Here is a 10852-nt window from a genome sequence, read left to right as displayed (position 1 = left end):
CATGTGCGTTCCTTTCTGTTCTGGCGGAAGACTCACATACATGTCCAGTGCGCCACGGTCGACACCGGCGCGCCATCGGCGGCCGCCACGGTGATCGGATGCAGCAGCGACTTCACGCCGACGCGGTCGATGGCGAGGCTGCGGTGATCCATCTCGGCCTGGACGTCGGGAAGAATCCGTTCGGGCGCGTTCATTCAGTTCTCCTGGCAGTGGTGTCCGGGGATTGCGGGCGATCAGGTCAGGCGCGAGGCGGCGAAGTGGCGCCGGGATCGAGGAGTTCCACGGCATTGCCCGAGACGTCGCGAATATAGACGGAGCGTGTGCCGTCGCGATGTGTCACGAGGGCGCCGAAGCGGTCGGCTCGAGGATGCGCCAGCGCGATGTGCGGCGGATGCTCGCCACGAGTGCCAGCGACAAGTTCTCTAGCTCAAGCATTGCCCACGTCGGATCCTGATAGGCGATCCTGCAATCGAATTCCCCGCAGTACCAAGCGACATCGTCGACGGGGATTGCCACATGGTGAATACGCGTCATCGTGCGCCTCGAGACCCGCTCGCCGGACCCGTCGATGAGATACTTGTGGAAATTCCACTGTGGGCTCTCGCCGCTGCTTGCTGTCAGTTCGCGAAAGAACGCGTTGCCTGCAGGGCCGCTCACCGATAACTTTTCGAACATCGGAAAATCGACGTCGTAGGTGCGCCTGCAAAACGCAGCGATCTCCTTGCTGCTCCCAGGTTCCTGTCGCCCGAAATCATTCGAGGGAAACCCGAGCACGACAAACCCACGGTCCTTGAACTTGCGCTGCAGCGCTTCCAGGCCTTCGTACTGACCGGTGAATCCGCAGAAGCTCGCCGTATTCACCACAAGCAGAACTTTGCCGCGGTAGTCGCAGAGATCCTGATTACCGCCTTGCAGCGTGGCGAGGGTGTGTCGAAGCAAACGCGGACAATCGCTATCGCCGGCAGCCACGACCGCCTCCGCCATGCAGACGAGTAGAGCGGTGGCGCCCATTGACGCCAAGGTTTTCATCGCAAGGCGCCGCTATTCGCGCAACCGTCGTAGGGGCGAACCGCCGGACCGAGCGGAAGTTTCGAAAGCGCTTCGCAGTGTAGGGCGAGATATTCATCGATCGCCTGATCTCCCGCGACCCGCGTCGTGCCAGCCGCGTCGTCCGCTCGAGGAAGCGCGGCGTCACCGCTCTTCACTCGACCCGCGAGCCGTTCGAAGTGACTCGAAGACGTGGCGCAACGCTCCGCTGCATGCGCCGAGACTGCTGCGAACAAGAAACTCAATATCAGCAGGGCGAGGCAGGCGCGCCGCAGTTCGTTTGCTTCCATACAGTTTGTCCTAGTCAATATGACCATTTTTTTGGTACATTAGTCGTCCAGAGACGTATTGTCAACGTTTTGACCTAGACACTCTATGGAATCCATTGTTCCGGTCGACCGTGATGACGGACCAGCTATCACGATCGCTGCGGTGGAGCGCGATACGGGTCTGTCGAAAGACGCGCTGCGGATGTGGGAGCGCCGGTACGGCTTTCCGGCGCCGCTGCGGGATGCGAACGGCGAACGGGTCTATCCCCGCAGTCAGGTGGAAAAGCTGCGCCTGATCAAGCGACTGATGGACTGTGGACACCGCCCGGGTCGCATCATGACCCACACGGTGGATGAACTCCGCACACTGGCCTCGGACGCGCCGCTCGCAGAGCCCTGCAGTGCTGCGTTGGACTCGAGCCTGCGCCTCGTGAAGGCCCACCAAGTGCCAGAGCTTCAGCAACAGCTCACGCAGATGTTGATGAAGCAGGGCCTGCAGCGTTTCGTCCTGGAGACCGTTGCTCCCTTGAACCGCGTCATCGGCGAGGCCTGGATGCGCGGCGAGCTCGCCGTCTTCGAAGAGCACTTGTACAGCGAGCAGGTTCAGGCCGTGCTGCGCTCCGCGGTGGTCAATCTCCGTCAACCCGCGGAGGCGCCCCGGGTGCTGCTGACCTCGTTCCCGAACGAAGAACATCGTCTCGGACTGCTGATGGTGGAAGCGCTGCTCTCGATGGAGGGTATCGCTTGCATCAGCCTCGGCAATGAGATGCCACTGGCCGAGATCGCGCAGGCGGCCTCAGCCCATCATGCCGACATTGTCGCGCTTTCGTTCAGTGGGTCATTCCCGACCCCGGCCGCCGTCACGGGGATGAACGAGCTGCGCACTCGCCTGCCAGACAGCGTCGCGATCTGGGCCGGAGGCCGTAGCATGGAACGGGTGCGCAGACCGCCCCCTGGTGTCACGGTCATGCGTTCGCTTGAGGAGGTATACGACCAGTTGCAGCTCTGGCGACAGGCGCACCCCATCTCGTGAGCCCTTCGGGGCCGGCTCCGGAGCGATGCGCCGCTAGGCAATGTTATACTTCCATGTTGCGTCCGTGGCGGTCTGGAAACTCCGGTGAATGCGCGGGCGGTCGGTGGTGCTCCTGCTCGCGAGAGCGATCCCACCTCGCAACCCCTCCCCTCGGCCCCAGCGAAAGGTGTGCGTCATGCTCTATCCAGAACTCTTCCGCTCCCTGGAGAAATCCCGCTGGAACATGGCGGAGGACGTCCCCTGGGATCGCTTCGAGGCAAACAAGCTCTCTGACGAGCACGCCTGTACGATCAAGATGAATGCGATCACCGAGTGGTCCGCGTTGCCTGCTACCGAGATGTTCCTTCGCGACAATCGCGAGGACAGCGACTTCTCCGCGTTCATGTCTGTGTGGTTCTACGAGGAGCAGAAGCACGCGCTGGTGCTGATGGAGTACTTGCGCCGCTTTCGGCCGGATCTCGCACCGACGGAAGACGAGTTACACGCGGTACGCTTCGATTTCGATCCGGCGCCACCGCTGGAGACGCTCATGCTGCACTTCTGCGGCGAGGTGCGCCTCACGCAATGGTACCGCTGTGCCGCCGAGTGGCACACCGAGCCGGTGATCAAACACATCTACGACCTGATCTCGAAGGACGAGGCGCGGCACGGCGGCGCCTACCTCAAGTACATGAAGCAGGCGATCGAGCGTTGTGGCGATTCCGCGCGCCGTGCATTCGCCAAAGTAGGCGTGTTGATGGCCTCCAGCGCGCGCAGCGGCAAGCCGCTGCATCCGACCAATCTGCACGTGAGCAAGCGCCACTTCCCGAAGGACACGGTGCAAAGCCGCCTGCCCGATCCCGACTGGCTCGATCGCTGGCTTACCGAACAGATCGGCTTCGACAAGGAGTGGGAATCGCGCGTGGTCGGTGGCATCCTCCGCAACCTGTCGAGCCTCTTCGGACAGACCTTCGCCTCGGTGCACGAGCTGAACCGATTCCGCAAGACCCTCGCTGCTGCCGCTTGATGCAACCGAGCAGACGCCGCGACCAGCCGGCGTTGCGCTGTTGAACGTCTACGGCGTCCCCGGATTCGAAGGGAAGATCTGCGACCCGTCGGCACTGCCTGCGGCACTCGCGACCCTGCCGCGGCCACTGGTGTTCACCAACGGCTGCTTCGATATTCTCCACCGTGGTCACGTCACCTATCTCGCGCAGGCGCGCGCGCTCGGGATGGGTCTTCTCGTGGCCGTCAATACCGACGCCTCGGTCAAACGCCAGGACAAGGGCGACGACCGTCCCATCAACCGGCTGGAGGATCGCATGGCCGTGCTCGCGGCGCTCGAAGCAGTGACCCTCGTCACCTGGTTTGACGAGGACACTCCCCTCGAGATGATCCTGCGCTGCCGGCCCGAGGTGCTCGTGAAAGGGGGAGACTGGCCGCTGGAGCGTATCGTCGGCGCGCAGCAGGTACGCGGGTGGGGCGGTGCGGTGCACGCCATCCCGTTCCTGCACGAGCGCTCCACCACTGCCGTGTTGGCGCGTATCCGCGGGCACGCGTAGTATCGGTAGCATGCTCGACACCGCGCTCGCGGCGCGCCTGACGTCGCTGCTCGACCGCAATCGCTTCCTGACCGACCCGGTCGACTGCTACGCCTACGCCTACGACAACACGCGGAAGATCTTTCCGCCCGACGCCGTTGCCTTTCCCGAATCTGCCGACGAAGTGCAGGCGATCGTGCGCGCGTGCAACGAGTTCGGGGTGCCGCTGGTGGCGCGCGGGCGTGGCACCGGTACGGCCGGCGGCAGTCTGCCGGAGCAGGGCGGCCTCGTGCTTTCGCTCGAGCGCATGCGGCGCATCGTTGCAGTCGATCCGGCAAATCGCGTGCTGGTCGTGGAGCCCGGCGTGCTCAACCAGGAGGTTCAGGACGCCGCGGCGGTGCACGGCTACTTCTGGCCGCCCGATCCGTCGAGTGCATCCTATTGCAGCGTCGGCGGCAATCTCGCCACCTGCGCGGGCGGGCCGCACGCCGTGAAGTACGGCACCACGCGCGATCATGTTCTGGGGTTGAAGGCCGTGACCGGCGCAGGCGACCTGGTCCGGACCGGTTGCTACACCACCAAGGGCGTGGTCGGCTACGACCTCACCCGGCTCATCATCGGCTCCGAGGGAACGCTTGCCGTAATCGTGGAGGCCACCCTCAAGCTCACGCCGAAGCCCGCCGCCGTCGGCGGTCTGACTGCGCATTACCGCGACGTCCCGAGCTGCGCCGCGGCGATCGTCGCGGTCATGGGGCAGCCGCGCACGCCGAGTGCGCTCGAATTCCTCGACGCCGGATCGCTCGCGCTCTTGCGTGCGCATCATCCGGGACTGATCCCGGACGGCGCACATGCGACCCTCCTGATCGAAGTGGACGGATCGGCGCAGGAAGTCGGCGATTCGACGGTCGCGGTACTCGATGCATGCCGCAATGCGGGTCTCGTCGGCACGGAGACGAGCCGTGACAGCGCTCAGCTGTGGCCGGCGCGCAAGGCGCTGTCACCGCTGCTGCGCGATATCGCGCCGAAGAAAATCAACGAGGACGTGGCGGTGCCGGTATCGCGGCTGCCGGCCTTTCTCGATGGTCTCGCGAGACTGTCCGCCAAACACCGCGTCGCGAACGTCAACTTCGGCCACGGCGGCAACGGCAACATCCACGTCAATCTGCTCGTCGACCCGGGGCGTGGGGATGAGCTTCGGCGCGCGGAAGCCTGTCTGGAGGAAGTCTTCGATCTCGTGGTCGCGCTCGGTGGAACCCTCTCGGGCGAACACGGCGTAGGCAGCGAGAAGCGCGCGTTCATCGGCAAGGAACTCGACGCCCCGACCATCGCGCTCATGCGCAAGGTGAAGCAGGTATTCGATCCGGCGAACGTGCTGAATCCGGGAAAGCTGTTTCCCTGACTCAGCCGACGAGACCCGTCGCGGCGCAGGGCTGGAAGCGGAGATCCGCGCCCGACACCCCGCCCGCAATTCCTTCCAGCGTGTTGCGTTCAGCCGCGGTTACGTCCTTGACGTGCAGTGTGACGAGGAGGTTGCCGGACGGCTTCGGCTTCACGATCGCGTCCGCCACGCCCTTCGCCTTGAGATTGGCGAGCTGGCGATTCGCTGCCTCCTCGGTCTTGAAATAGCCGAGCGAGATGCCGTTGCGCAATTCGCCGTCGTTGATGACGAACTGATCGGTGACACCCAGCCGTTTCAAGTCCTCGACCCGCAGGTTGAGATCGGTGCGCGAGGCAATCGGCGGGATGATGACGAGATAGTTGATCGTGGTCGCAGTGGAGCTGTGCGATAGCCGCGCACCTAACTGAAGCGGTGCGAGCCGCGCTTCCGCGGCCGCCACCTGGCTCTCGGGAAAGCTGCCCCAGGTCGCGCACGCGAGTGGGGCATCCTGTGCGGGAGCCGCCGTCTTCTGCTCGGGCGCAGGACGCGGTTCGCGATCGATGCCGACGATGCGGATGCTCTCAGGATGGATCTCACGCGGCGACGCGTCACCCGAGCGCGCAGGCCCGTCATTCCCCATCAGGAATGATGCGCCGACGAGAAGATTGGCCAGCAGCAAAACGATCGGAACGAGTCTCATGCTTCGGCGGCGATGATGAGTAGCCCCTCCAGCACCAGATTCTCCACCACGCGCACGTCGTGCGCGAGATGCGGCGCGACGGACCCGATGGCGCCTCCGGTTCCGATCAGGGTCACGGGCATACCTGCCCGCTCGCGCAGTCGGCAGGCGAAGCGCTCGACCGCGCCGGCGACGGCGTCGACCACGCCGGTTGCGATCGCGTCCGCGGTGGCGGTCGGAAATCCCGTGTAGATCCCGGGATCGCGCGGCAGCCGGGCCGTGTCGCGTGCCAGGGCGGCGGACATGAGCGACAGACCGGGCAGGATGAGCCCGCCGAGGAAATCTCCATCGGCGCTGAGCGCATCGACAGTGACCGCGGTCCCTGCCGCCACCACGACGCATGCACCCCGATGCATTGCCCGCGCCGCGATCAATGCCGCCCAACGGTCCGTGCCGAGTTGCGACGGCTCGAGGTATCGGTTGCGTACGCCGCACTGTGTCGGTTTGCTGCTGATCCAGCGAACGGGGATGCCGTGAGCTTCGAGTAGTCCGCCCAGGTTGCGTGCGACACTCGCAGCCGCCACGTTCGATCCGATGGCGTGAGCTGGGCGTGGCAAGCGGGCCCAGGCAGAAGCCAGAGCCGGCGCGGCGTCGTGGTCAGCGAAGCCAAGGTCGACCCACCGTCCCCGATCGTGGCACCCCCACTTGATCCGGCTGTTGCCGATGTCGATCGCGAGCACGGTCATGTCACGCACGCAGGCTCACATCACCCGCGAGGCAGAGCCGGACCGTATCGCCGCTTTCGAGGAGAAGGGCGCCGTCGTTGTTCACCCCGCGGGCAATTCCCGTTTGAGTGACGCCGTCGGACTGCAGGAGTGCAACGGACCGATCCTGGTACGCGTGGTAGCGCTGCCATTCCCGGCGGAATTGGGCGAAGCCATCACGCTCGAACGCCACCAGGGTGTCGCACAGCTCGCGGAGCACAGCGCCCAGGATTACATTGCGATCGAGCGTGACGATGTCCGCATCGACGAGGTCGACCGCGGGCTGGTCGATACGACTTTTCAGCGCGGTCGACAGACGCACGTTGAGGCCAACGCCGATGACCGCGGCACTCGGCCCCAGTGCGTCACCCTCCACTTCGATGAGGATCCCGCCGAGCTTCCCTTCGGCCAGAACGATGTCGTTCGGCCACTTGAGCATCACTGCCCGCCTGCCAAGTCCGCGCAGCGCGCGTACGATAGCAACACCGACGGCGAGACTCATTCCTGAGAGGGCTGCGACTCCACGCTCGAATCGCCACAACACCGAGAACGTGAGTGCGGCGCCCAGCGCAGATTCCCAGCTGCGGCCGCGCCGGCCGCGCCCGTCGGTTTGCAATTCCGCCGCGACGACCGCCCCACTGGCGGCACCGACACGCGCGCAGTCGAGCAGCACGGTGTTCGTCGACTCGCAGCTTCCCTCGACGCTGACGGTGAGCATTGCGGCCGCGTCGCCCGCGGCCTCTCGTATGCGGTCAACGTCGAGCCAGCACGTCGCATCGTTGAGACGATAACCGAGTCCGCGCGAGCGCGAGACGAGCACCCCGAGCCCTTCGAGCCCGCTCAGCGCGTTGTGGATCGTCCCCCGGCTGACGCCGAAGGCGCGCGCCAGTGTTTCGCCCGACCGGTATTCCGCATGCGACAGGGCGCGCAGAACCTGCAGGGTGAGTGCATTCATGGCGGCGAAGCTTAAGTGGCGGATGGCCGCCTGTAAAGGCGACCACGGTTGCCGCTCAGGCCGTACCGTGCGCTGCGCGGGGACGGCGGAAAAACCGGAAGAAGTCGCCGAAGGACTGGCGAGCGAATGTGAATCCGAGGGCGCCGTAGATCAGGGCGCCAACGCACGAAAGCAGAATCAGTTGCACCAATGGAGGAAGTTCCGACTGCACGATGAAGAGTTCCCGACAGCTCCACACCGCCACCAACATGAACGCCGTCAATACCATCGGCAACGCGACCACGCGGAGAAACCGCGAGAGATCCTGGCCGAGTTCTCGAAACACGATGTAGAAAACCGGGAGGAATTCGATCGCGTTCTCCACGAAATAGCCGGCCGCAACCCCCGCAACACCCCACTGCACCCCGATCAGGAACGCGGCAACCACGAGGACCGTACCAGCGATGCCGAGATAGAGCAGCACGTCGGTACGGCCACGCGCCATCAGAACCGTCCCTGTCGTGCTGGTTAGCGATTGGATGAAACCGACGGGTGCAAGCCAGACGAGAACCTCGCCGATCGCCGCCCACTTGGGACCGAGGAACGCGGCGATGAAGAGGTCTCGCAACACAAACAAGCCCCCCATCATGGGCGCCGTCACGAAGGCTATTACCGATAGGGTTCTCAGATAGAGATCCGCCATTTCCGTGGGTGCCGCCTGCTGCCGACTCATCACGGGATAAAGCGCCCGCGCGGCGACGAAAGTCAGGTTGCGCAGGGGAAAGAGCATGATCTTGTAAGCCAGCGAATACAGACCGAGACTGTCAGCACCGAGCGCGCGGCCGATGACCATGCTGTCCGCGTTGCGCGAAAAGTAGTTGATGATGTTGAAACCGACGAGGTGATCGCTGAAACGACGGATGTCGCGAAGTTCCTGGCCGTTCCACAACCAGCGAGGCCGAAGGGGCGACGCCAGCCATAGCTGCATCGATGAAACAGCTGCCTGTGTCAGCGAGCCGACCGCGATGCTGTATGCCCCGGCACCGAGGTGTGCGGTACTCACCGCGACGGCCAGCCCGCATACTGCAGAGACAGCCTCGACGCGGGCAAGCAGGGGAAACCGCGACTCGCGTTCCAACAACGCTTGATGCACCGTCGTCGAGCCGAGGACCGGGAACGTGAGCGCCAGCATCCACAGCACACCGCTGACCGCCGGCGCATCAAACGCACTGCCCATTACGGGTGCCAGCACCGCAACTGACAACCCCAGCGCTGCGCCCAGTCCGGTGGTGAACCAGAAGGCAGTCTGGATCGTCTCGTCCTTGAGGTCCTGCTTCTGGATAAGGGCAAGCCCGGTGCCCATGTCGCGCACGAGGTTCGCCAGATTGGTTACCACCAGCGCCAGCGCCGCCACACCGTAGTCCGCTGGCGTCAAGAGCCGTGCGAGCCACATCATGCTGAGCAGCTGGACGGCCACCGACACCACGCGGGAGACCGCGATCCAACGGGCGTTGGAAACTGCCCGGCCGCGCATTAGCTCACGATCCGCAGCAATTTAACCGCGCTCACCGCGAAACCAGCCCGCGGCGTTTGCTGAGCGCGGCTGCATGCTCATCGAGCAGGAGCTTCGCCTTCCTGATCGCCTTCTTTGCCCTGAACACGTACCGCGTCATACCAACGGGTCGATTGACGGGCCAGTCGAGCAGCGACGGCCACTCGCGCACGATGATGTCGCGCGGGAGACGCCCCGCGCGCCGATACGGTGCCGGCAACGCGAGCATCCGCTCGACGATCCGCCGGTGAGCGAGAGGAAAGATCGCAAAGCCAGGGTCACACTCAGCGTACTGGATCACCGAGGCCCAACAGCCCATGTCCTGCTCGATCATGAAGAGATCGAGGATCTCCAGCGCGTTGTCCGTCGGAACCCCGTCCAGCCAGTCACGTGCGCGCTGGGTGGTGGCCTCGTCCACCGGGCAGCCACAGTATGCAAGCAGTCGCGCAGGCGTGATGGGGCCACTCTCGGTATCGGAATCGGTCCAGTAGTAGGCTCGTGCCACCTCTCCCGCATTGCCCGCAAGCACGGCATGGCCCCCTGGAAGACGCTTGTACATCGTTACTGCCTGCCAGCCTCGCCGCTCGCTGGTCGAATAACTGATACGGAACATCCACTCCTCGAGGTCCTCCTCACGGGCATTTTCCCGACGGAGGACATGGTGCTTGAGGCCGAAGCGCTTCGCGATTCGGCGCGCTGTGTCGCAATCGGTGGCCGCGCCCGCGTCCCCGATCTCGGCAGTAAAGAGCTCCAGTCTTGGCGCCCATTCTCGCGCGCACGCGAGCAGCATCCTGGAATCCCAGCCTGCTGTGAGTTTCAAGTACGTGGGTACGGCCGCAACTACAGCGCCGATGTTCCGCTTGACCAACGAAGCGATCTCGTCGACCGCGTCCTCAGCTGGGAGCGGCTGCGACGGCTGCTTCGGCCAGTGTCGAACTGTCCGCCACTCGCGCAAGTCCAGATAGTGGTTTGGGAGAATCCTCTCGATTCCGTGTCGGAAGGTCATGTCGAGGGGATACATACCCTCTGTGTGCGGGATCCCGATTTCCAGCGCCAACTCGACTCGGTCGCGAGTCACCGAATCATAGGGAATAAGACTTTCGGTAGACGCGACAATGCGCTGGTGCGCGCTGTAGACCGCCGAAAGAGATGCGAATGGGTCCAAAAAAATGCGCGGGCAGGCACCCAGCAGCACGGACGCGAATCGCCCTCCGAACGAATAAATGAACGCTTCCAGCGCGGAGTCCGAGGACAACGACAGTTCCGGTATCCTGAACTCCTCGCCGTCGTTCAGAAGGATGCCGGCATCGCTGACCGGATAGCCAAGCAGCCAACCGAAGGGCCGGTTCTGACCGTCCACCAACCGTATCACCGGTAACGCTGCTTGCCTGGCCAGATGCCAGTCCCCAATCCGGTCGCACACCCAGTTGCCTGGGCCCTTGGGGCATCCTGCGCTTATTAGGAACTGGCCGATCAAGCGTTCGAAATCGATCACAGACTTTTCCGGGTTAAAGTCAAATCTGGTGTATGGAATCCCTTCGGCATGGGTTGATCAGGCGGCGAGCTGCTGCTGTCCTGGTTCATCGACGGGTGCCGGGACGCCGTCCCTGAAGACAGTGCCTGCCAGCAGTTGGGCGATACGTTCGACGCCGCGGATGCGGCGCCATGATTTCTCG

The 10852-nt window shown here is 64.2% G+C and carries 11 protein-coding genes; 4 read left to right on the top strand and 7 right to left on the bottom strand.

The window, feature by feature from the left end:
- Positions 1–32: 32 nt before the first annotated feature.
- Together JNK68_02340 and JNK68_02335 are read right to left on the bottom strand one after the other, a co-directional pair.
- The gene (locus JNK68_02340) at positions 33–194 is read right to left on the bottom strand and encodes a GTP cyclohydrolase I FolE2 (protein ID MBL8539190.1); all 162 of its coding nucleotides are present in this window, start codon (positions 192–194) and stop codon (positions 33–35) included.
- Between the two features lie 142 nt (positions 195–336).
- Positions 337–1029 (bottom strand): glutathione peroxidase, encoded by a 693-nt coding sequence (locus JNK68_02335; protein MBL8539189.1) that lies wholly within the window; start codon positions 1027–1029, stop codon positions 337–339.
- Positions 1030–1422: 393 nt separating this feature from the next.
- Between JNK68_02335 and JNK68_02330 the strand changes: the two genes are divergently transcribed.
- From JNK68_02330 to JNK68_02315, 4 genes are all read left to right on the top strand, one after another.
- Positions 1423–2349: a MerR family transcriptional regulator gene (locus JNK68_02330; protein MBL8539188.1), complete on the top strand. Its 927-nt coding sequence runs from the start codon at positions 1423–1425 to the stop codon at positions 2347–2349.
- Between the two features lie 175 nt (positions 2350–2524).
- Positions 2525–3355: a ferritin-like domain-containing protein gene (locus JNK68_02325; protein ID MBL8539187.1), complete on the top strand. Its 831-nt coding sequence runs from the start codon at positions 2525–2527 to the stop codon at positions 3353–3355.
- Positions 3356–3395: 40 nt separating this feature from the next.
- Entirely contained in the window at positions 3396–3890 is a 495-nt protein-coding gene (gene rfaE2 / locus JNK68_02320) for a D-glycero-beta-D-manno-heptose 1-phosphate adenylyltransferase (protein MBL8539186.1), read from the top strand.
- 10 nt (positions 3891–3900) lie between these two features.
- Positions 3901–5268 (top strand): FAD-binding protein, encoded by a 1368-nt coding sequence (locus JNK68_02315; GenBank protein MBL8539185.1) that lies wholly within the window; start codon positions 3901–3903, stop codon positions 5266–5268.
- 1 nt (position 5269) lies between these two features.
- Here JNK68_02315 and JNK68_02310 read toward each other — a convergent pair whose 3' ends face one another.
- From JNK68_02310 to JNK68_02290, 5 genes are read right to left on the bottom strand one after another with little or no spacing between them, the layout of a single operon-like run.
- Positions 5270–5947: an SPOR domain-containing protein gene (locus JNK68_02310; GenBank protein MBL8539184.1), complete on the bottom strand. Its 678-nt coding sequence runs from the start codon at positions 5945–5947 to the stop codon at positions 5270–5272.
- Positions 5944–6672, bottom strand: coding sequence for a type III pantothenate kinase (locus tag JNK68_02305; GenBank protein ID MBL8539183.1), 729 nt, complete (start codon positions 6670–6672; stop codon positions 5944–5946). Before JNK68_02305 ends, JNK68_02310 begins: the two co-directional genes overlap by 4 nt.
- Before the next feature lies 1 nt (position 6673).
- Positions 6674–7645, bottom strand: a complete 972-nt coding sequence (locus tag JNK68_02300; protein MBL8539182.1) for a biotin--[acetyl-CoA-carboxylase] ligase — start codon at positions 7643–7645, stop codon at positions 6674–6676.
- A gap of 55 nt (positions 7646–7700) precedes the next feature.
- On the bottom strand, positions 7701–9158 hold the full coding sequence (locus tag JNK68_02295; protein MBL8539181.1) for an MOP flippase family protein: 1458 nt from the start codon (positions 9156–9158) through the stop codon (positions 7701–7703).
- 31 nt (positions 9159–9189) lie between these two features.
- Positions 9190–10671: a hypothetical protein gene (locus JNK68_02290; GenBank protein ID MBL8539180.1), complete on the bottom strand. Its 1482-nt coding sequence runs from the start codon at positions 10669–10671 to the stop codon at positions 9190–9192.
- Positions 10672–10852 lie beyond the last annotated feature (181 nt).

The organism is Betaproteobacteria bacterium (assembly GCA_016791345.1).
Lineage (GTDB): Bacteria > Pseudomonadota > Gammaproteobacteria > Burkholderiales > JAEUMW01 > JAEUMW01.
The sequence above is the reverse complement of the archived record's forward strand: the minus strand, read 5'-3'. Positions and strand labels throughout refer to the sequence as shown.

Coding starts and splice junctions, on each gene's coding strand:
- JNK68_02335 (MBL8539189.1), bottom strand. CDS start 1,029: ATGAAAACCTTGGCGTCAATGGGCGCCACCGCTCTACTCGTCTGCATG.
- JNK68_02330 (MBL8539188.1), top strand. CDS start 1,423: ATGGAATCCATTGTTCCGGTCGACCGTGATGACGGACCAGCTATCACG.
- JNK68_02340 (MBL8539190.1), bottom strand. CDS start 194: ATGAACGCGCCCGAACGGATTCTTCCCGACGTCCAGGCCGAGATGGAT.
- JNK68_02310 (MBL8539184.1), bottom strand. CDS start 5,947: ATGAGACTCGTTCCGATCGTTTTGCTGCTGGCCAATCTTCTCGTCGGC.
- JNK68_02305 (MBL8539183.1), bottom strand. CDS start 6,672: ATGACCGTGCTCGCGATCGACATCGGCAACAGCCGGATCAAGTGGGGG.
- JNK68_02300 (MBL8539182.1), bottom strand. CDS start 7,645: ATGAATGCACTCACCCTGCAGGTTCTGCGCGCCCTGTCGCATGCGGAA.
- JNK68_02295 (MBL8539181.1), bottom strand. CDS start 9,158: ATGCGCGGCCGGGCAGTTTCCAACGCCCGTTGGATCGCGGTCTCCCGC.
- JNK68_02315 (MBL8539185.1), top strand. CDS start 3,901: ATGCTCGACACCGCGCTCGCGGCGCGCCTGACGTCGCTGCTCGACCGC.
- JNK68_02325 (MBL8539187.1), top strand. CDS start 2,525: ATGCTCTATCCAGAACTCTTCCGCTCCCTGGAGAAATCCCGCTGGAAC.